The organism is Legionella navarrensis, from assembly GCF_052527415.1.
This window is the reverse complement of sequence record NZ_JBNVZR010000008.1, coordinates 1-19,142: the sequence shown is the minus strand read 5'-3', so window position 1 is coordinate 19,142 and position 19,142 is coordinate 1. Positions and strand designations below refer to the sequence as shown.

Here is a 19,142-nt window from a genome sequence, read left to right as displayed (position 1 = left end):
CACCGTCAGGAAAACAGCAGGATATCCTCTGGCTGCACATGCCTGGCCAGGACCCAGGTCTGAAGCATTAAAATCAGGCTGATCAGCAGCGCACCGCAGGAAAACCAGCAATAACTGGTCAATCCTGTGGTGGGCAATTCTTCGCGAAACACATTCAACAGCACCGAACCGGCCAGAAAAGCTGTCATAAAGGCCGCAATCAGCACGTTGACTGGATCAAATAGCACCGAGTATATCCACCCTGCCAGCAAGGCGCATATCAGCAGGAAACGCCCCAGGTGATCGAAACGGTGCTGATACAGACGGGAAAACTTGCGATCCGTCAGTAAAAAATGCAGCGCCATCGCGAAGGTAAAGATGATCGTAGCCACGATGCTGGATTGTGCGCGCAGGGACATGGTGTAGGTTATCAAAAAATTATAGAGGCAGAACATGGCCAGATGCAGGCCATACACCAGACTGTCTTTATGCGCCTTGTCGCGGAATCGCTCAGCCCACAGCTCCAACCCGTAATATATAAAAAAGCCAAACAAAGCGACGATATAAATCATCAATTCGGTAAAGGAGGTCAGCCACTGATTATCCAGCAAAAACTGCCCAATGGGTTTGTTGTATTCAACCAGACCCGGCAGCATCTGCAGGAAAACATAGGCAACCGCTACGCCACCGGCAAAGGAAGCCAGGGCTCGTCCCCGTCCAGGCAGACTGCGGGCAAACCATGGGCTGGCATAATGAAACAACACAAGAACAAGGGTGGCGGCCAGTGCGACCCATAAATGCGCGGCGTTAATCCATAACACGATCGGGTTCTCCGTAAATGACTTGTATAACAAGACGTTCTGTTATTATTATACAGGCGTTTATTTCTGCTACACAGCTCTTGTAAAAGGATATTTCCATGAACCTTGATGATTTTCGATGCATGCGTCGCGGCCAGCATCTCTCGACGGTATCGCCGGACAACGCAACATTGCTGAAAGGGATCAACTGGCGGAATGGGAAAAAGAACAGGGCCTTGCTCATGCTGCATGGCTTCGGCTCCACGCCAGCGGTATTTCGCTACATGACGCCGCATATTCAGGGCTACGATGCCATCGTGGTACCACCGCTGCCGGGGCATGCGGTCAGTCTGGACGCATTCGCTCATATGAAAGCGGACGACCTGAAACGTTTTGTTGAACAGACCTGCAGCGAATTGTGTCAGGAATATGATCAGGTTGATGTGCTGGGTTTGTCTCTCGGTGGCGTTTTGGCCTGTCATTTGAGCCAGCTTTTCCCCTTGCATCATCTGTATCTGCTGTCTCCTGCCATCGACATTCATCTGGCCATCAACAAAACCATTGCTCTGGCCCAAGGCCTGCAGCGGCTTGGTTTTCGCTATATTCGCAGCATAGGTGGTAATCTGTATACCTCGGCATATTGCGAGATTTCGCTGCGTTTATTACCGCTCTCGACGATCGTTGAGCTGCTGACGATGCTCAGGCAGTTCCAGTTTGCAGCGCCAGTCTGCCCAACCGATGTGTTCCTTGGCTGCCACGACGAGGTAGTGTCTTCTCACTGTGTAGCGGCCCGCTTTGCAAATCAGGCGCAGGTAAATATCCACTGGCTGAAAAACTCCGCTCATGTGCTGCCGCTCGACGGCGATGTCGACGCCATTTTGCAATGCATGCGGGAAAACAACGCCGTCACGGCCGTGCCACTTCCGGCGTGACGGCATTACTTATTTGTTGTATCGGGTGTAATCCTTGACAATCACATCGGGATTCCAGCCGCGCATATCAAGAACGGCACCATTATAAGCCATAAAATTGGCTTTGGTTTCGGGGATTTTGTAGAAATAAATATCACTGGCGTCGGTTGCCAGCGTATGCTGCCTGTCCAGCGTGGTTATTTCCGCTATGGAGTGGTTATGCGTTTTGGCAAACACTGTTCTGGAGCGCAGATAGCGACCGTTAAAATGTGAATGCCCCCATAACTCGACATCCAGTTTGTTGGCAATACCGGCTAATTGTATGAAGGTATGGCCCCTCGCGCGAATGGTCAGCGTATTGCTTTTGACCCAGTACATGCCGAACCAGCCATCACCATCAAGATCGAGATTGGCAATATTGGCTATTCCAGACAATTGCACCTTTGCCTTTCCTGACAGAGACAACTGCAGGGCGTTGGTATTCACACCGCTGATTTCCGTGTAACCGGGCCCGTCCACTTCCAGTCTGCGCAGATGGATGTTACCACTCAGCTTTGTGCGCCCGGGGTTGCTGATGATCAAATCCAGCAGACCACTATTGATATTTGAGCCATTAATACTGCCGCCGCCGTGGTAGGTAAAGGCATTCAGATAGCGGCTGTAGATGTCTATCCGCACTGCGCCGAATTTTGGAAAACCACCAGCCGGCATGACAGTCAGGGTGTTGTTGCTGACCCGGGTGGAGATTTGCACCAGATCCTGCGGATTGCCACGCAGAACCACGTAGGAACGGGAAGAACCGGTATGCAGATTAACATTGATGGCGCCACTCACCTGTATGCGGTTGAAGGAGGGCATGGAGCGGGTCTGCGGAGACTTGATCATAACCAGCGGAGCCGCGACAGGTGCCGTTTTGGGTTTGTGATGCACACAAGCCGGCAACAAACTGGCAATAACCATCAATAATATCAGCCGCTTCAACATAATCCAGAGATTCCCTCAGAGTAATTTTCCTACATTAGAGGAAGTTATCGTAATGCGCAAGCCAAATAGAGGCTGGCGCAGACACTAATTATTAAAGTTTGAAATCGCGATGCTCTCAGGGCAACCTTCATAACGGGTAAATTCGGGGGCCTTGTTTACCAGCTCGGTCAGCGAGGATTCAGCCGGGATGAGGGCAGGCAGTTGCACGAAGACATCCACCAGCAGACCGTTTTTACAGCCCAGATAGACCTTGCGTGTCGCATCAGCACCAAAGGACTGAGTTATTTTATCGCGCAGGATGCTTCGCGTGACCTGGCGTCCGGCATGATCCCGCAAGTAGGCAGCCAGCTCTGTTTGATCCGCTTCACGCGTCAGACGGGTAGCCAGAGCAAAGTACTCATCCGGGGAACGGATCTGGCAACTGCCGTGCTTATTCCATTCGTGGCGTTCAAGACAGCTTCCATAGGAATAGCTGGGCATGAGCACGCGTAACTGTTCTGCTACTTTGTCGCTGAGATTGACAGGGGCATAATCGCAGTGAGAACGGGCGGACTGAACACCGCAAAAACCGTAATGCTCACCGCAGCTGTCCTGATTGGGCCACAGACCATGCAAAACCAGGTGACGCGCCTGCCAGGATTGGGCAGACAGGTGCAGGCATTCGGGTTTTCCGGCATCGTAGCCGTAGGTCTGGCAAAAACCGGGCTGCCAGCTCAGAGCGAGGACGTAGGAATCGGCAAGACCAGGAGACAACTGACAGGATTGCGTCTGACTGGTTTCGTAGTCAGCAGCGCCGCAGTCGGCCTGAACCCAGCGCAGGGGGTATTGTGGATTCTCTGGAATCCAGATCCGCAGCCAGGCAGGATTAGACGTATTGTTGACCTCACGGATGGCGTAGATTTTTTCAGTCTGGGTGTAGACATTGTTCGGATTGGTTTTTTTGTTTTTCGAGAGCCAGGCCGGGCAGGATTTTGTCATTAGAATGTGGCCCGTCACAGGAACAGAGGCAAAGGATGGCAGCGACAGAAACAAAAAAAATACGAGTGAAAACAATTTCATGCGATCATCCCTGGTTATGAATGGTCAATAATTGGTCTTTGGCCGGCATCAGCTTCCTGTATAATCTGCTCATAAAGGAAAAACAAGGATCCAGCCATAATGAATTATCGACGAGTGATTGCGCCCGGCGCAAGCTATTTTTTTACGTTAACATTGCAGGACAGGCGAAGCGATTTATTGATTTGTAAAATAAACGAATTGCGCCACGCTTTTAAACAGGCAATACAGGCATATCCTTTCACAATTGATGGCATCGTTGTTCTTCCCGAGCATATGCACATGTGCATCACATTACCTCCCGGTGAGGCAAACTATTCTCAACGCATAAGTTTTGTCAAAAGTGCCTTTTCCCGTCAAGTTGAACCCATCGAATTAATCAGCTCATCACGACAAGGCAAACGTGAACGTGGCATATGGCAGCGCCGGTTTTGGGAGCATATTATTCGTGATGAGCAGGATTATGAACGGCATTTGAATTACATACATTACAACCCCGTCAAACACGGATATGTAGAGTCGCCATCTCAGTGGCCATACTCCAGTATTCATCGTTATATAAACTCGGGAATTTTACCCATGGACTGGACAACTGCCGATGCTGAAATAAAATCTGGCGAGTGATGTACCGGTAGGCTGGGCCCTGGCCCAGCAAAGAGTGCCTCGCCCAATCCGTTGTTGGGCCAAGGCCCAACCTACGCCTGAAATAAAATCTGGGAGGATGTCTCGCCCAATCCGTTGTTGGGCCGAGGCCCAACCTACGCCTGAAATAAAATCTGGTGGGTGATGTACCGGTAGGTTGGGCCTTGGCCCAACACTGGGTATCACGCCGGATTGGCGGGGGGGAGATCGTCGCTGGCTTTCCTTGCTGCTGATTTGTCTGGCCTGAAGGAGGATACCGCCTGCCACAGGGCGGAGCCGTTCCAGACGGTTTCTCCGGCCTGGTATAAGGCCTCAGACAGGATATCAATCTGTCTGTTTAAAGTCTGATCGCTGCTCAGGCGGCATATATCGTGCAGGTTGAGGATGCTGGCATGTGGCCATTGTTCTCTGGCCCATGTCAGCAATGCTTTTTGCGCCTGCACAGCCTGATTGGCCGCGCAGGCCTGTTTCAGCTCGCGTGTACCGTGTGTTCGCGGAATGGGTTTCTCAGCTTTGTTTCGCTGCTTCCACCATAACTGCAGGGTCACCCCCCAGGCCAACACAAGTCCGCCCACCAGCCACCAGACCATTGAGTTTTGTACCGGCATCACCGGAGTTGGCTCACTGGAGGCTTTACTGCTGTCCTCCACAACAGGCTGACTCACAGCCGGGCTGGCAGGTGCAGGCGAGCTATTGGCGGCTGCGGTGATTATCAACTGCCGCTCAGGCAGAATGGTCACTTCTTCCTTACCTGTTTCTGTATTAAACCAGGACACCTGAATGGCAGGTATCGTGGTCTCGCCTGCTTTATTAAAGAGATAGGTCACGTTCAGTGTAGTGTTACCTACCACGTTACCCTGGCGAAGGTTATTTTGCTCCACCGCCTTATCCTGATAAACACGCTGGCCATCCTGGATGGGAATGCTCAGGGCTGGCAGTAACTGCGCCGGTAGACCGGTTGCCTCAATCCCAATCCTGCGGATTAAGGTACTGCCCTGCTCCAGTGTACGGCTGGGTTGATCCCAGGTCTCTGTCAATACCAGGTGTTTGGCTGGCAGCCAGTCTTTCCCTTTAAAATCGGGCGAAGCCGGCCTGACATCCAGTGTGATCGCCGGTGCCTTGATGCTGACCTGTTGTGGCATGTCTTCGTAAATCAGGGCGGTAAAGGAAGGTGGCCTGATCGCAAAAGATCCGCTTTTTTGTGGAAATACAGCGTACTTCTGTTCTTCAACCGAGTAATAGCGCCCCTGGATAGACTCCTGATAACGCCGCGCATCCCCCAGAGGAATCAACAGACCGTCTTCCACACTGGGCGGCTGAAATGCCGCATCCAGCAATCGCCGGCTGTTGTATAGCTTAACCGTGTAAATAACCTGCTCATTAACATAGGGCTGCCTGGTACTGACCTCGGCCTGCAGCATCACATCCTGCTGATCATTAACCACCCCGGATACGCTGGCCCCGCTGCCCGCTTCCCTGACCTCAATGCTGCTGGCCTGTGTCTGCTCCTGACCAACCGTCAAAGGCGGAATGGGCAGCGTGCCCACGCGTTTGGGAATGAGCACAATTGTCCATTGGCGTGATGTATGCGTCTCGTTGTTGATGATGCTGTAATTGGTGCTGCGCTCTGTGCCAACAATGGTAAAATCCTTTTTCAGTGGCCCCAGATCAGGGTTAGCTGTGGTGTTGCCATTTTCCTCAACCAGAACCAGGCGAAAACTCTGACCAACGCTTACCGAAGATTCATTAAGCTCCAGAGTCAACTCAGCCTGAACGGCACTCGCCATAAACAATAATATTGCTGTTATCAACTGTTTCATTGAGACCACCCATTTTGTCTACGCATATAATCCCGTAAAAATTTTTCTCGCAGCAGGCCGCCCGGATCATCGGGAATCAGGCGCAGCCACTGTTCTTTGGCCTGCTGTTTTTCCCTGTCTTCAGCACGTTGTGCCTCTGCAGCCTTGTTCTCAGGCGATGATTTCTTTTCTGCCTCTTCTTTATTTTGATTTGCCTTACCCTGCGATTGTTTCTTTTCCTGTTCGCTCTGCTCCTGCTTTTTCTCTTCAGGCGATTGTTTGTCAGGCTGTTTACTTTCTTCAGGTTTTGACTGCGCGCCCTGCTCTTTTTGTTCCTGCCCGGATTGTTTCTCTGGCTTTTGCTGTGGCGCCTGATTATTATTTTCCTGCTGTTTTGAATTGTCCTTATTCGACTGCTGCTGTTTATCCTGCTTGTCCTGCTTGTCTTTATTGTCCTTATTGTCTTTTTTCTGCTGCTCGTTTTGTTGTTTCTTTAACAGAGATGCTACCAAATCACGGTTGTACCGCGCATCTTTGTTATCAGGATTAGCCGCCAGTGATTTGTCATAGGCCTTGAGCGCCTCCTCCAGCTTCCCGGCGCGCGCAAGGGCATTCCCCTGGTTGTACCAGCTCTGCTCATTATCGCCTTTTCCAAAGTCGGTAGCGGCCGCCTCGAAATCGCCGGCACGGTAAGCTGCCGCACCTCGCCAGGCATCGTTTTCAAAAAGACCCTGCGCCTGCCGATACTCTTTTTTCTGCATCAGTTCTGCTGCCTGCTGATCGTGGGTTGACCATAGATCAACCCACGAAAAAGCATGCGCGTCACAGGCAGCCAGCAGCAATACGATAGCCCAGTGTTTCATGACGCCACCCTCAGTAACCAGCCGCGTCGGAAAACGGGCAACAAAAACACCAGCGCCGGGATCAGGAACCAGCGCCCATCATCACGCCAGACAGCTACATCGTTTTGTTCGCTGCGGGTAAATTCCTGACGATGGCTGTTCGACTGCATCCAGCGGGCCAGCTCGTTATTGGTATCAGGATAAGTCAGCAGGGTTCCGTGACCGGCTTTGGCCAGCGGTTGAAACATGGGCGCGGCGGCCTGATCAGCCATAATCGGCATGACGGATGTATCAATGGATTTTGCGGCCAGTTTTTTTGCCACGTTATTGGCCCGTGAATCCGGCGGCGTGGCGCTGAGGACCAACAGCTTTCCCTGCTGAAAACCGGCCTGATGAATCAGATCAGCGCCCTGCTCCAGCGCGCTGGACAAGTCCTGACCGCCAACCGGCATAATATCCGGCGACAAAGCCTGCAGGAGCGCATCGATTGTTTTGCCGTCTTCGGTTAAGGGCGACACCACGAAGGGCTGACCAGTATACACCACAAGGCCAAACTGCCCGGCGTGCGCACCGGTGAATAAATCATGCAAGACAAACCTTGCCCGGGTCAGGCGATTGGGCGACACATCATTCACCAGCATACTGTCCGATAAATCCAGCAGGACCACCGTAGGCTGCTGCACGTTCCAGGTGGGGACCGGCAGGCGAACCCAGGCAGGCCCTGACAGAGCAATAATGGCAAACAGCCCGCTCAGAAACAGACACAAAACCGCAAGATGACGGCGGCTTTCGCCATGACCACGCAACAGATGCTTCAGCAGATGCGGATCGCATACGGCTGACCACGCCTGAGAAAATGAACGCTGCTGCCAGACACGCCAGAATAAATACGACAGCGGCAACAGGGCTAAAAGCCAGAAAGGACGCAGAAAGTGGAAATCAGCCATCATCGCAGACTCCTTTGAGCCGGAACCAGTCGCGCACGATCAGCAAACCACAGCATCAGCAGCACGAGAGCGCAGGCCAGCGGCCAGGCGTAATAATCCTTTTGTGGGCGCAGTGTGGCCTGATCGCGGGAAACGGCCTCCAGCTGATTGATGGTATCGTAAATGGCTCGCAGGGATCCGGTGTCTGTGGCACGAAAATAGCGCCCCCCCGTCATCTCGGCTATGTCACGCAGAGTCTGCTCGTCCAGTTCTGACACGGCATTTAAATCGAATAAAGGGTTACTCATTGCGCGTGGATCACTTTCAGCACCGAGACCAATGGTGTACACCTTGATGGCATCGTCTCTGGCCAGCTCGGCAGCTTTCATGGGTGCCAGTACACCAGAATTATTCGCCCCGTCAGTGAGCAGGATGATCACCCGGCTGGCGGGTGGCACGTCCTGCAGACGTTTTACCGCCAGCCCAAGAGCATCACCAATCGACGTGGTTTTACCCGCCAGCCCCACAGTTGCGTCGTCCAGGCGTTGCAGTACGTTACCACGATCGAAAGTCAGGGGCGTTTGCAGATACGCCTGGCTGCCAAACAGAATCAGGCCAATGCGATCACCTGCGCGCGCCTGTACGAAGGCCCTGGCTGCCTGCTTGACCACGTCCAGCCGGCTGACAGGCTGCCCGTTCAGGATCATGTCTTCAAGTTCCATGCTGCCAGACAAATCAAGAACCATCATGATGTTACGTCCTTCACGCGCCAGAGGCACCGGCTCGCCCACCCAGCGGGGACCGGCCATGGCGAAGACCATAAACACCCAGGAGAAAAACAACAGCCAGGCGCGCAGAGAGCGCTCATCAGACTGCCCATCACGCCCCATCAGCGTCGATAAATCCTGATAAAAGGGCACCTTCAAAGCGGCTGGCAGGATGGTTTCGGCCCGCGGTATCAGGCACCAGACCAGCACGGGCAAAAACAGCAGCAGCAACAACCAGGGCATGGCTAGTTCGAACATGGCGTACCTCGCTGTTGGATCCAGGCGCGTGCTGCAGCAAACAGCGGGCCTAAATCGTCATCTGCGGAGTCGGGACGATAAGGCAGCTCCAGAAGCAGCACGGCCAGGGCTGAAAAATCAATGCGATCTGAGCTGCGGTTTAAAAAATCAATCCACGCGGCGCCCTGCAGACTGGCCACCTCTTCCCGTGGATAGTACAGCAAAGCCAGTCGGCGCAGCAGATTCGACACCGCAGCGCTAACGTCCTGAGTTTTCTTCTCGCGCTGAAACTGCGCTTCGTATTGCGACAGCAGATGCAGGGCCTGTCGCTTGAAACGCTCCCGGCGGCGGCGTCGATACAGCAGACCGCCCAGCGCGAGCAGCGCGGCAAGTATCAGCGCAGCCAGCAGGTACCAGCCAATAGCAAGAGGCCACCAGCCTGGTACGGCGGGGAGTTGAATGTCGTGTAATGATTCCAGACCCTGTACGTCAGCCACGTGTCCTCCTCGGGAAGGTCTGGTGAACCAGCCGGGGCAAATCGGCGCTGGCGCTCACCTGTGTATACTGAATCTGCAGCCGCCGGCATGGCTCCTGCACCAGGGCCGTGCGCAAATCGCACCAGCGCCGGTATTCATCACGCTGGGTCTTATTGACGGTATCCAGCAGTAAATCATGCTCGCCGTCGGTGATGGCGTAGCGATCCGGAGGCGGTGGACTGAGCTCCAGTGGGTCGCATACGTGATAAACCAGCAGGTCGTTATGCGCGCGCAGCCGGCTGAGATGGCTGTCGCATTCCTCGTTTAACTGATAAAAATCGCTGATCAGCACGATGATGCTTCCGGGTCTGGCCACGCGCCGCAGCCGCAGCAGAGCCTCGCTCATGGGCTTGGCCGTATGGTGTCTGTTGGTTTCGAACTGGCGGGTGTACTCACTCAGCCGCGCCAGAACAGGCAAGACCGATGCCTCGCGCGAGGCGGGCATGAATTCGTGATGGGAGTCAGCGGAATAACACAGGGCTCCGAGCCGGTCACCCTGTTTGATGGCGGTCCAGGCAATCAGGGCGGACAGACGCGCTGCTACAACCGATTTGAACGCGATTCGCGTACCAAAATGCATGGAAGGACTAAAGTCGGTCAGGATCACCACGGGACGCTCGCGTTCTTCCTGGTAAATTTTCGTATGAGGACGTCCGGTACGCGCGGTCACCCGCCATTCCATGTGGCGGATTTCGTCACCGGCCTGGTAATTCCGCACTTCTGAGAAATCCATGCCGCGACCACGCATACGCGATATATGATTACCGGCGCGTGCAGCCCGGCCTTCAGGTTTGTAATGAACCCGGCGTGCAAACCGCCGCAGCGCAATCAGTTCACTTAACTCCGCTACCACACCTTCCAACATGCTACCCCCTATGGGACTGCAACCAGGCGCAACAGGCGATTGATAAAATCGTCGCTGCTGATACCTTCTGCTTCCGCCTCAAAGCTGAGCAGAATACGGTGACGAAGCACGTCATGGGCAATGACATGAATATCCTCCGGCGTAACAAAGTCACGACCAGAGAGCCAGGCATGAGCCTTGGAGCAGCGATCGAGAGCGATAGTGGCGCGTGGACTGGCACCAAAACGCAGCCAGCGCTGCATTTCTTCGGAATAAGGCGCCGGATTACGGGTTGCTACGACGAGCTGGACAATATACTCCTCCAGAGCCGGGCTGGTATGAACGGCCAGAACCTGACGGCGGGCATCAAAAATGACACGCTGATTCAAAGGTGACACCCGTGGCGAATCGTCACTGCGTTCGCCCAGAGCCTCGCGTCTGGCCAGCATCAGGATATCCTTCTCTACGCTGACATCGGGATACCCTACTTTCACATACATTAAAAAGCGATCGAGCTGAGCCTCGGGTAAAGGATAGGTACCTTCCTGCTCAATTGGATTTTGTGTAGCCATCACCAGAAACAGCTCAGGCAAGGGGTAGGTTTTACCGCCAATCGTCACCTGGCGCTCGGCCATGGCCTCCAGCAGAGCGGCCTGCACCTTGGCGGGTGCCCGGTTAATTTCGTCGGCCAGAACGAGGTGATGAAAAATGGGGCCGGGTTGAAATACGAAGGAGCCGTCCTGAGGACGGAAGATATCGGTACCGGTCAAATCACCGGGCAGTAAATCGGGTGTAAACTGAATGCGGTGAAATTTACCTTCGACCACGCTGGACAGTGCCTTGACGGCGCGGGTTTTAGCCAGCCCCGGCGCACCTTCAACCAGCAAATGGCCATCAGCCAGCAGGGCTATCAGCAAACGCGACACCAGCGTTTTCTGCCCTAAAATCTGCGCATTCAGATAGTCTTTGATATGCAACACCTGCTGTTGCAGATTTTGTCTGTTCTCAATGCTTGTCTGATCCATATTCCATACCTTGATCAAAAAAACAAATCCTAACCTGAAACAGGCAGGATGCCAAGCTTTCCGGGGGTAATGTCTGTGTGCAGAACATCAGCTCCGAATATACAATACCCCGAAACTCATCACGGATGCTGCTGCCGGGTTTGGCGGCGCTGCGTAATTCAGGTAGTATGCCGGTTTCTGAGCCTGACACGTGATAAGGATAACAACATGAGCCAACAGGTCATCTGGTATTTACACCATTATGCTGGAGCGCCGAGCCTTGGCATGTCCTATCGCCCTTATTATCTGAGTCGGGAATTTGCAAGACAAGGCTGCCAGTCCTGGGTCATTGGCGCGGGCTTTCATCATCTGCTGCATTCTCCCGTCGAACAGAGAGAACCAGTACGGCAGGAAACAATCGACGGGCAGAACTATCTCTTTTTGAAAACACCAGCCTATCACGGCAATACCCCCAAACGCTTTATCAATATGCTGACTTATGCATGGAATCTGTGGCGCTACCGGAAAAAACTGCTGGCCATCACCGGCGTACCATCCGTCATCATCGTGTCATCCGCTCACCCCTTCCACTACTTTGCGGCCCGCCGTATTGCCCGGCAGTACAAGGCCAGACTGATATTTGAAGTGCGCGATCTCTGGCCCATGTCTCTCATCGAGCTGATGAACGTATCGCCATCGAATCCAGTCGTTCATCTGCTCAATCACATCGAAAAGCAGGCCTGCCGTGAAGCGGATTACGTCGTCTCGCTGCTGCCTTATGCTCTGGAGCATATGGCGAAACGTGGCCTGAGCGCGGAGCGCTTTGTCTATATCCCGAATGGCGTGGCGCCGGATGATCTTGCGCGGGAACAGGAAGCCATACCAGAGGCATATCAACAGCTTATCCTGGAAAAAAAACAGCGGGGTCAGCTGCTGGTGGGATATACCGGAGCGCACGGTGTTCCTAACAGCCTGGACGATCTGCTTCAGGCCCTTATCCGTCTACAGGAGGAAGGTTTTCAGGATGTGCATTTTTTCCTTGTTGGTGATGGCAGGCAGAAGCAGGCTCTGCAAGATCTGGCCCGGGTGCACAGATTGTCTTCGGTCACGTTCCTTGATAAACTCCCAAAAAAACAGATTGCGTCTTTTTTGCAATCAATGGACGCTGTTTATCTCGGATGGAAAAATAAACCTTTGTACCGTTATGGCATATCGCCCAATAAGTTATTTGACTACCTCTTAGCGGCAAAACCGGTGCTGCAGGCCTTTTCCGCGCCCAACGATCTCATTCGGGAAACCAGCACGGGCATAACCGTGGAAGCAGAAAACCCGGTTGCCATTGCCGAGGGGATAAAGGCATTGACCCGTATCCCGCAGGAAGAACTGCAATCCATGGGCAGGCGGGGCAAGGAGCTTGTCCTGTCGCAGTTCACCTACGATCGTCTGGGGAAACAATACCAGACTCTGTTTGAAGCGCAATGATGAAACCATGTCTCTGACCCAGGAACAACACAAATCAGACCACCTCGCTGCCTCGTCAACCGGGATCCGACGCACGCCTTTTTTGCAGGCCGTGATGACCCTGTTAAGCGGCGGCATGATCGCACAAATGCTCCCCTGGCTCGCCACCTTTCTGCTGGCACGACTCTATTCGCCACAGGAATTTGGCTATCTGGCGATCTTCACCACCCTGTCGGCGGCAGCGGCAATTGCCGCAACCGGACGTTATGAGATGGCGATACCGCTGCCACCAGACGAATCCGATGCGGATTCTCTGGTGCTGGTCGCGGCAGGTATCAGCCTCTGCGTGTCGTCAGTATTATCTCTGGTTCTGTTTTGTCTGCCGTCGCTTGTTCCGGGCATCAGCCAATGGCATGAAGCCCGTTACACCCTGCCTCTGGCGGTCTTCGCTATCGCTCTGTACCAGATTCTGACCTACCGTTTTTTACGCAAGGGCCTGTATCGACAGATCAGCGTGACACGCTTTGTTCAGGCGGGCTCAACCGTTTTGATTTCCATACTGGCGGGATACCTGGCTTATCAGGGTGGGCTCGTACTGGGTTACGTGAGCGGCTGGGCCATTGGCGCGCTGCTCTATGTGCTGCTGACTCTGCGGCGGCATCCTTTTAATCTGCGCAGGGCAGCAGCTGGAATGAAACAAAACGCCAGCCGGTTTTATCATCACGCCCTGTATGGGGCCATACCTGCCCTGCTGGACAGCGTATCCATTTTTTCCATTATTTTTATCATCAGCCACCATTATGGCAGCGACTACGCCGGGCAATATAACCTGTCGCGTCAGTTTGCCTATGGCCCGGCCAGTCTGATTGCCGGAGCCATTGGCCAGGTTCTGTTTCGCGAATCGTCTCAACGCCTGATGACACAACAGGAAGACATCAGCCTGTTTCGCACGATCAGCCGCTACCTGCTCTATGCTGCTCTGCTCTATACGCCCTTACTGATCGTGGCATCACCTGATCTGTTCCCCTTGCTGTTTGGTCAGGCCTGGAAAACCGCCGGACTGCTGACCGCCATCCTCGCAGTGAGTTATGGCATCCGTTTAATCGTCAGTACCCTGAGCAGCTTTTTGCTGGCGCACCGTGCGCTGCGCATCAATGGCGCCTGGCAGGCCGGCTATTTTATTATCATCAACAGCCTGTATTTTTTTCATCCAGAAACGGCTCTCGATTTCTTTATTTGCCTGGCCGTTGTCGATCTGGTTTTGTATGGACTTTATTTTATGCTGATCCGTCACGTTGTTTATAAGCGCCCTTTCACTGAGGCCTCAATATGAAAACCGTGCGCATGTGCAACTCAGACTTATTTAAGAAGGCAGACTCCCTATGTGCGGCATAGCAGGTTTGATTGTAAAACAGGGGACCAGCGCGTCCATTTCCGAGCGTATTATCGCCATGACACAAAGCATTCAGCATCGCGGTCCAGATGGCGAAGGCCTCTATTGTCATGAAAACCTGGGTCTGGGACACAGGCGTCTGGCGATTATTGATCGCTCGAACGAAGGGCATCAGCCCATGGCGTACCAGCAGGGTGACCTGGTCATTACCTATAATGGCGAAATTTATAACTACCGCGAATTACGGCAGCAGCTGAGTCAGCTGGGGTACCACTTCCATTCGCACAGCGATACCGAAGTGATTCTGGCAGCCTATGCTCAATGGGGTGAACAATGCGTTCATCGCTTCAACGGCATGTGGGCCTTTGCCTTATTTGACAGGCCGCGCAAACGATTGTTCTGCTCACGGGATCGTTTTGGCGTCAAACCCTTTTATTATGTTAATACCGCAGACCATTTTGTCTTTGGCTCCGAAATCAAGCAGCTACTGCCGTTTTTAAGCAAGGTACGCGCCAACGAGGATGCCCTGCTCAATTTTGTGTTGACCAGCGTGTCTGACCAGGATAACGATACCTTTTTCCAGGATGTGGTCAAACTGCCAGCCGGTCATAACCTTATTTATGCGCTGGACTCGCATCGTTTAGACTGCCAGGCCTGGTACCAGCTCGACTTTCAGGAGCAATACGCCAGTCTGTCGGTTGATGAGGCAGTTGAGCGCTATATGAGTCTGCTGGAAGACGCCGTCAGCCTGCGCCTGCGTGCGGACGTGCCGGTCGGCACCTGCCTCAGCGGCGGTCTGGACAGCTCGACCGTGGCGTCTATTGCCGCCCCCCTGTATCGAGCCTCGTCTGGCAGCGCCTTTTTTGGAATCACTGCCGTCAGCGAACAGGAAAGCAATAACGAAGCCGATTACGCACGTCAGGTCATTGAGCATTCGGCCATGAACTGGCTGCAGGTCAAGCCGGGGTATCAGGATTTCTGCGAGTCCCTGCCCAATCTGGTCTGGACGCAGGAAGAGCCTTTCGGCAGCCCGTCGCTGACCATGCAGTACTTTGTAATGAAAACGGCGCGCGACCATGGTATCCCGGTATTACTCGATGGCCAGGGCGGTGACGAAACCCTGCTTGGTTATGAAAAGTATTATGGCAGTCACCTGGTCAGCACTTTTCGTCAGAACGGCCTGGCGGCCTTTATTCACGCGCTGAAAACCGCTGGCGCCAACAATAAAAAACTGACCCTGCCCAACGCCATGAAATATCTGATTGCCGGCACGCTGGCCCCCCTGCGTTTTCAATATTACCGGCACAAACATCGATATCTGCTGAATCGCCCGGCTTTCCCGAGCCATTTGAGCGATTATTCACGCTGCATCTGGAATGCCTTTCAGTTACAGAAACTGGAAGTGGAAAGCACCAATCTGCCGGTGTTGCTGCGCTATGAAGACAAAAACTCCATGGCACATTCCATCGAAACCCGCCTGCCTTTTCTGGATTACCGGGTGCTGGAAGCGGCTCTGTCTCTCCCTTTGCAGTATAAAATCAAAGATGGCTGGTCGAAATGGCTGCTGCGTCGCGGCATGGAAAACCGCATGCCGGATACTATTGTATGGCGCAAAAACAAATTTGGCTTTGAGGCACCGGAGGTTCTGTGGTTAAAACAACACGCCAGAGAGATGCGGTACCAGGTGCAGAACTCGCCCCTGCTGCGCGATATAACACGCGCTGAGGCGCTGGAAAAACAATATCCGGCACTCGATCTGCGCTCTCAATGGCGACTGTACAGCATTGCCCTGTGGGAGCAGCGCTTTGGAGTCACGGCATGAAGACTGTTGTCTGCCACATGACGTCGGCACATCCGGCGCATGATATCCGCATTTTTCATAAGCAGTGCGCCAGTCTCGTTAAGAACGGTTACGATGTACACCTGGTGGCGGCAGGCTCGCTGTCGCCGGACAATAAGGGCGTTATTCACCACGCCCTGCCGGTTCGCTCCCGTGGCGGCCGTCTGGGCCGGATGATTGTTCGTGCCTGGCATACCTACCGTATGGCCAGACGAACGGGGGCGGATCTGTTTCATTTTCATGATCCCGAGCTTTTACCCTGGGGCCTGTTGCTGAAATGGCAGGGCAAGGTAGTGGTCTATGACGCTCATGAGGACTTGCCGCGCGATATTCTCACCAAAGCCTGGATCCCAGGCTCGATACGCACCCTCGTTGCCAGAACAGCCGAATGCCTTGAACATTTCGTTGCCCGTCGCCTTGACCGGGTTGTGGCGGCCACACCGTTCATCCGTATTCGTTTTCAAAGCGTCGGTGCACAGGCAACAGACATCAAAAATTACCCGGTGATCGACGAACTGGATTATCCGGCCGCACCGACGGCAGAAAGCCCTCTGCCAGCTCTCTGCTACGTAGGCACGCTCAGCCCGCAACGCGGTATTCTGACCATGCTCAAGGCCATTGAAACGCTGCCGGTACGCCTGATTATTGCAGGCTCCTTTGTTGACCAAAAAACCGAAGCAGAGGCACGCGCCCTGCCCGGCTGGGCTAAGGTTGACTATCGTGGCGTGGTGTCCCGCTCCGAGGTAGCCCGCATTCTGGCCGAATCGGCTGTCGGACTTTGCCTGCTGCACCACAGTCCAACGCATAACGAATCCCTGCCAATTAAATTATTCGAATACATGTCTGCCGGGCTTGCGGTACTGTCTTCGGATATTCCGCTGTGGCAGGACATCGTCGAACGATCGGATTGCGGTTTGTCGGTCGATCCTGTAAACATAGAGGCCATCCGCCAGCGTATCATCTGGATGCTCGAGAACCCACAGGAGGCAAGGCAAATGGGGCAAAATGGCAGGATGGCCGTTCGTGAACGCTACAGCTGGGAAGCGGAAGCCTCGCGCCTGGCTGAAGCGTATCGTGAAGTTTTGAACGATTAATTACGGTCTGTTAACAATGGCTCTCCATCAGCCTGGATTAGCGCCAGCGTAATCCGGGGAAGAGGCGACAAGCGTGGAACGGAACCGGGACGCCAGAGTTATCCCGGCACGGCTCCCTGTTTGTGGTTTATTTCCCGGATTACGGCTTCGCCTAATCCGGGCTACAATGGCTATACGGAGGAGGCGCATCATGCGAGCTTGAAGAAGCTGCTGGTGTTGGCTGCAATTCACGCCTGTCCCAAAAAAGAGGAACGTACTCTTCTGGTGCACTTGGTTTAAAGAACCCTTGATCTGCGGCGATGCTGTAAACAGGAGGAAGGGGTTCATTTTCTGCTCGCGCGAGCGTCGGATACAGTGCCTGTCCGTCCATAACCGAGTTTGAAGCCACGGGATCCGGCGTTGAGCTTGCGGCTTCAGCCATCTCGCTGCTCAGTAATAACTCCTGCTCAGCATAAATAATTTCCTGATTTAGCACAAAGTCCTCAATCGCTGAGCTTAGCTTAATGTCCGCATCGTAAAGAGGTTCCACTGCTTCACCCGTGACAGGTGATCGCGGTACCTGATCACTGACACTGAAAATCGTCTCTATCGCCTGTTTATCATAATGATGACCATCGCTCAGGAGCACTGGGTCTTCCATGATTTGCCCGGTGATTGGGCACAGGAAACGAGGGGGAACGACGCCATCAAATCCTATGCGGCGTAAGCGTTCTTCGAAGCGAACAGGTGGCAGGGGCTCTACAAAACCAGAAGTCGCAGCCGGGCTGCTCATAGCCGCGGGAGATTGCAGCAATCGTTGATATTCAGCCTCAGCACGGGTGAGACTCGCACTTTTTACAGAAAGCATTGTGGTACGGGTATGAAAAACTTTACCAAGCAGTGACCCGTGACGGTTATCAACAATGTCCCCCAGTAACGGAAGTCGCGCCGGCTCGTCGAGGCTCATAATGTGATCCAGCAATGGCTTTTTATTCTTGACCAATACGTTAACAGTCTCCCTGGTAGCTGGAATAACACGTTCACTCATCAGGGCCAGTAAGGTTTCGATGTGATTATGATTAATCAGAGCCGTGATAATCCTGGTGCCGGATTTTGCAAAAGCCTCTCGCTTCAACTCCACTGGCATGACCATTAGCATAGGGTGTACGAATTGAGGATTATATTTAAGAGCTATATCCATAGGAACATCATTGAGATGGCTCCTGGTAAATACCCGTTGCTTTGCATCCTCAGGCATGTAGTCCAACAAAAGTTGAACAGCCGCGGGCGAGTATTGAAGAGCATATAAAAGCTCTATTCCGTTATAAGCGTCCGACCTTGCAGTCTCAGACGCGTTAGCCAGAACGGCCTGAAGTGATTCCACTCCCCTTGACAAAGGGGTTGTACTAACGATGTGAACCAATCCGTTGTATAATCCTCGCGCATCCGTGGTAACTAAATATTGTTCCAGCCCAGCGATAATGATGTCTCTATGCCTGGGCACGTCGCTCCTTTCACAAACGGGTAGCCGCCTCAAAACCTCAAGTAACGTATAAAAGTCGATGAAGGAGCTATTCGCAATTGGTAATAATGCACCCAGATAGTCATAGGGCCATTTATGATGTAAACCTTTTTCTGTTTCAAGGACAAGATAACGCTTAACTTCGTCGAAAAACGGCTTATTTATTGTTTTCTGTACTGGAATGGGTACGTTAAAAGGCATAGTGACTCCCGGAAAAAAATACCTGACTTCCAATTGTACATATTTATTCTTAAGGGAATATTAATCGTGTTATTTGTGTGCCGTTAAAATAGGACGATTATTAACCATTGTAGCCCGGATTAGCGCCAGCGTAATCCGGGGAACAGGCCACAAGCGGGGAACCGTGCCGGGATGACCATGGCGTCCCGGATTACGGCTTCGCCTAATCCGGGCTACGTGTCTGGACAAAAATTTCGGGATCTCTTTCACGCAACCATTGTTCCCCGGATTAGCGCCAGCGTAATCCGGGGAGCAGGCCACAAGCGGGGAACCGTGCCGGGATGAC

18 protein-coding genes are annotated in these 19,142 nt (G+C 53.3%); 6 read left to right on the top strand and 12 right to left on the bottom strand.

Features of this window, described 5'->3' with window-relative positions:
• Positions 1-5: 5 nt before the first annotated feature.
• Positions 6-800 carry a hypothetical protein gene (locus ACQUTA_RS06365; RefSeq protein WP_444987388.1) on the bottom strand — a complete coding sequence of 265 codons (795 nt, stop codon included), beginning with the start codon at positions 798-800 and terminating at the stop codon, positions 6-8.
• A gap of 98 nt (positions 801-898) precedes the next feature.
• On the opposite strand from ACQUTA_RS06365, the gene ACQUTA_RS06360 reads away from it, so the two are divergent.
• Entirely contained in the window at positions 899-1,711 is an 813-nt protein-coding gene (locus ACQUTA_RS06360; RefSeq protein WP_444987387.1) for an alpha/beta hydrolase, read from the top strand.
• A 9-nt stretch (positions 1,712-1,720) separates the two neighbouring features.
• On the opposite strand, the gene ACQUTA_RS06355 is transcribed toward ACQUTA_RS06360, so the two are convergent.
• On the bottom strand, positions 1,721-2,674 hold the full coding sequence (locus ACQUTA_RS06355; RefSeq protein ID WP_444987386.1) for a GIN domain-containing protein: 954 nt from the start codon (positions 2,672-2,674) through the stop codon (positions 1,721-1,723).
• 84 nt (positions 2,675-2,758) lie between these two features.
• Positions 2,759-3,733: a ribonuclease T2 family protein gene (locus tag ACQUTA_RS06350; protein ID WP_444987385.1), complete on the bottom strand. Its 975-nt coding sequence runs from the start codon at positions 3,731-3,733 to the stop codon at positions 2,759-2,761.
• Positions 3,734-3,832: 99 nt separating this feature from the next.
• On the opposite strand from ACQUTA_RS06350, the gene ACQUTA_RS06345 reads away from it, so the two are divergent.
• Positions 3,833-4,354, top strand: a complete 522-nt coding sequence (locus tag ACQUTA_RS06345) for an REP-associated tyrosine transposase (protein WP_444987384.1) — start codon at positions 3,833-3,835, stop codon at positions 4,352-4,354.
• 200 nt (positions 4,355-4,554) lie between these two features.
• Here ACQUTA_RS06345 and ACQUTA_RS06340 read toward each other — a convergent pair whose 3' ends face one another.
• Genes ACQUTA_RS06340 through ACQUTA_RS06310 form a run of 7 tightly spaced genes read right to left on the bottom strand, consistent with a single transcriptional unit; the run spans position 4,555 to position 11,348 of the window.
• The gene (locus ACQUTA_RS06340) at positions 4,555-6,192 is read right to left on the bottom strand and encodes a BatD family protein (protein ID WP_444987383.1); all 1,638 of its coding nucleotides are present in this window, start codon (positions 6,190-6,192) and stop codon (positions 4,555-4,557) included.
• Positions 6,189-7,034: a tetratricopeptide repeat protein gene (locus ACQUTA_RS06335; RefSeq protein WP_444987382.1), complete on the bottom strand. Its 846-nt coding sequence runs from the start codon at positions 7,032-7,034 to the stop codon at positions 6,189-6,191. Before ACQUTA_RS06335 ends, ACQUTA_RS06340 begins: the two co-directional genes overlap by 4 nt.
• Entirely contained in the window at positions 7,031-7,963 is a 933-nt protein-coding gene (locus ACQUTA_RS06330; protein WP_444987381.1) for a vWA domain-containing protein, read from the bottom strand. Before ACQUTA_RS06330 ends, ACQUTA_RS06335 begins: the two co-directional genes overlap by 4 nt.
• The gene (locus ACQUTA_RS06325; RefSeq protein WP_444987380.1) at positions 7,960-8,964 is read right to left on the bottom strand and encodes a VWA domain-containing protein; all 1,005 of its coding nucleotides are present in this window, start codon (positions 8,962-8,964) and stop codon (positions 7,960-7,962) included. The genes ACQUTA_RS06330 and ACQUTA_RS06325 overlap by 4 nt, the downstream gene beginning before the upstream one ends.
• Positions 8,952-9,440, bottom strand: a complete 489-nt coding sequence (locus tag ACQUTA_RS06320; RefSeq protein ID WP_444987379.1) for a DUF4381 domain-containing protein — start codon at positions 9,438-9,440, stop codon at positions 8,952-8,954. The genes ACQUTA_RS06325 and ACQUTA_RS06320 overlap by 13 nt, the downstream gene beginning before the upstream one ends.
• Complete coding sequence (locus ACQUTA_RS06315; protein WP_444987378.1) at positions 9,433-10,344, bottom strand: DUF58 domain-containing protein; 912 nt, start codon at positions 10,342-10,344, stop codon at positions 9,433-9,435. The genes ACQUTA_RS06320 and ACQUTA_RS06315 overlap by 8 nt, the downstream gene beginning before the upstream one ends.
• Positions 10,345-10,352: 8 nt before the next feature.
• Positions 10,353-11,348: an AAA family ATPase gene (locus ACQUTA_RS06310; protein WP_444987377.1), complete on the bottom strand. Its 996-nt coding sequence runs from the start codon at positions 11,346-11,348 to the stop codon at positions 10,353-10,355.
• Positions 11,349-11,555: 207 nt separating this feature from the next.
• Between ACQUTA_RS06310 and ACQUTA_RS06305 the strand changes: the two genes are divergently transcribed.
• The 4 genes from ACQUTA_RS06305 to ACQUTA_RS06290 are packed head-to-tail and all read left to right on the top strand — an operon-like array spanning position 11,556 to position 17,115.
• Positions 11,556-12,809 (top strand): glycosyltransferase family 4 protein, encoded by a 1,254-nt coding sequence (locus ACQUTA_RS06305; RefSeq protein WP_444987376.1) that lies wholly within the window; start codon positions 11,556-11,558, stop codon positions 12,807-12,809.
• 7 nt (positions 12,810-12,816) lie between these two features.
• The gene (locus ACQUTA_RS06300) at positions 12,817-14,121 is read left to right on the top strand and encodes an oligosaccharide flippase family protein (RefSeq protein ID WP_444987375.1); all 1,305 of its coding nucleotides are present in this window, start codon (positions 12,817-12,819) and stop codon (positions 14,119-14,121) included.
• Between the two features lie 49 nt (positions 14,122-14,170).
• The gene (asnB, locus tag ACQUTA_RS06295; RefSeq protein ID WP_444987374.1) at positions 14,171-16,003 is read left to right on the top strand and encodes an asparagine synthase (glutamine-hydrolyzing); all 1,833 of its coding nucleotides are present in this window, start codon (positions 14,171-14,173) and stop codon (positions 16,001-16,003) included.
• Positions 16,000-17,115 carry a glycosyltransferase family 4 protein gene (locus ACQUTA_RS06290; protein WP_444987373.1) on the top strand — a complete coding sequence of 372 codons (1,116 nt, stop codon included), beginning with the start codon at positions 16,000-16,002 and terminating at the stop codon, positions 17,113-17,115. The genes asnB and ACQUTA_RS06290 overlap by 4 nt, the downstream gene beginning before the upstream one ends.
• Positions 17,116-17,266: 151 nt before the next feature.
• Here the strand turns inward: ACQUTA_RS06290 and ACQUTA_RS06285 are convergent, their stop codons facing one another.
• On the bottom strand, positions 17,267-18,817 hold the full coding sequence (locus tag ACQUTA_RS06285) for a U-box domain-containing protein (protein ID WP_444987372.1): 1,551 nt from the start codon (positions 18,815-18,817) through the stop codon (positions 17,267-17,269).
• A gap of 69 nt (positions 18,818-18,886) precedes the next feature.
• A partial coding sequence (locus ACQUTA_RS06280) for a hypothetical protein (protein WP_444987371.1) occupies positions 18,887-19,142 on the bottom strand: 256 nt, incomplete at its 5' end.

Bases quoted from the DNA above. Each gene is read 5' to 3' on its own strand.
- ACQUTA_RS06360 (WP_444987387.1), top strand. From the start codon at position 899: ATGAACCTTGATGATTTTCGATGCATGCGTCGCGGCCAGCATCTCTCG.
- ACQUTA_RS06305 (WP_444987376.1), top strand. From the start codon at position 11,556: ATGAGCCAACAGGTCATCTGGTATTTACACCATTATGCTGGAGCGCCG.
- ACQUTA_RS06335 (WP_444987382.1), bottom strand. From the start codon at position 7,034: ATGAAACACTGGGCTATCGTATTGCTGCTGGCTGCCTGTGACGCGCAT.
- ACQUTA_RS06355 (WP_444987386.1), bottom strand. From the start codon at position 2,674: ATGTTGAAGCGGCTGATATTATTGATGGTTATTGCCAGTTTGTTGCCG.
- ACQUTA_RS06350 (WP_444987385.1), bottom strand. From the start codon at position 3,733: ATGAAATTGTTTTCACTCGTATTTTTTTTGTTTCTGTCGCTGCCATCC.
- ACQUTA_RS06325 (WP_444987380.1), bottom strand. From the start codon at position 8,964: ATGTTCGAACTAGCCATGCCCTGGTTGTTGCTGCTGCTGTTTTTGCCC.
- ACQUTA_RS06300 (WP_444987375.1), top strand. From the start codon at position 12,817: ATGTCTCTGACCCAGGAACAACACAAATCAGACCACCTCGCTGCCTCG.
- ACQUTA_RS06345 (WP_444987384.1), top strand. From the start codon at position 3,833: ATGAATTATCGACGAGTGATTGCGCCCGGCGCAAGCTATTTTTTTACG.
- asnB (WP_444987374.1), top strand. From the start codon at position 14,171: ATGTGCGGCATAGCAGGTTTGATTGTAAAACAGGGGACCAGCGCGTCC.
- ACQUTA_RS06330 (WP_444987381.1), bottom strand. From the start codon at position 7,963: ATGATGGCTGATTTCCACTTTCTGCGTCCTTTCTGGCTTTTAGCCCTG.
- ACQUTA_RS06315 (WP_444987378.1), bottom strand. From the start codon at position 10,344: ATGTTGGAAGGTGTGGTAGCGGAGTTAAGTGAACTGATTGCGCTGCGG.
- ACQUTA_RS06340 (WP_444987383.1), bottom strand. From the start codon at position 6,192: ATGAAACAGTTGATAACAGCAATATTATTGTTTATGGCGAGTGCCGTT.
- ACQUTA_RS06290 (WP_444987373.1), top strand. From the start codon at position 16,000: ATGAAGACTGTTGTCTGCCACATGACGTCGGCACATCCGGCGCATGAT.
- ACQUTA_RS06285 (WP_444987372.1), bottom strand. From the start codon at position 18,817: ATGCCTTTTAACGTACCCATTCCAGTACAGAAAACAATAAATAAGCCG.
- ACQUTA_RS06310 (WP_444987377.1), bottom strand. From the start codon at position 11,348: ATGGATCAGACAAGCATTGAGAACAGACAAAATCTGCAACAGCAGGTG.